Source organism: Kistimonas scapharcae (genome assembly GCF_039540975.1).
Taxonomy (GTDB): domain Bacteria; phylum Pseudomonadota; class Gammaproteobacteria; order Pseudomonadales; family Endozoicomonadaceae; genus Kistimonas; species Kistimonas scapharcae.
This window is the reverse complement of record NZ_BAABFL010000161.1, coordinates 1-652: the sequence shown is the minus strand read 5'-3', so window position 1 is coordinate 652 and position 652 is coordinate 1. Positions and strand designations below refer to the sequence as shown.

At 51.5% G+C, this 652-nt stretch carries 2 protein-coding genes; both read right to left on the bottom strand.

The genetic code is table 11. The annotated features are described in order from the left end of the window. The coding region (locus ABD892_RS10165; RefSeq protein WP_345195510.1) for a hypothetical protein at window positions 1-221 on the bottom strand (221 nt) is incomplete at its 3' end. Next, the coding region (locus ABD892_RS10160; protein ID WP_345195509.1) for a phage tail tip fiber protein at window positions 203-652 on the bottom strand (450 nt) is incomplete at its 5' end. The genes ABD892_RS10165 and ABD892_RS10160, both read right to left, overlap by 19 nt.

Genomic DNA, 652 nt, shown 5'->3' with positions numbered 1-652 from the left:
TAAAAGGCCCATGATCTAGCAACAGACCGGCCAGCAATGGTCAGGTTCTTGGCCGCATCAACTGCATCAGCCGTCAACGTACCCTGAAAAGTGCCTTCCAGTGCCGACACATCACCGGCAAAGGTACCATCGGTTATTTCAGCATCGAACTGTTTTACCATCGAGGTGCCATCCGATAACGGGACCTCGATAGCCAACTGCCCTACTTTTTTATGATCCACCCGGACACGCCAGGAACATAATTGTCCGACTGGATCGCATCTCCGATTAGCAGGTTCCCAATTTCACCCTGACCGATAGTGGCCGTGGCAACAGTGAGCGTGTTGACGGTCAGGTCGTCAGCATTGGCAGCATCACAAGACCCACTGCCTGAGACAAAACCTGAATACTTGTTGCGGTAGCTGACGTGCCTGAGCCAGAAATAATAAATCGCCGTGTTGTCATCCGGTTTATATCCCCATGGCCGAGTGTTGATCACCCCCACCATCACCGCATTACTTAATTCACTATCTTCCGACACCCAAACTTCAGTGTGCGCCACAAAATCCTGCGGCGGAGCATAGTCGATAATGATGTAGTTCTCGGTACCGGTGAATTTGACGTTGGCCGGATTGTTTGGGATCGCCTCATTCACCAGCGCATTGTCAGTAGG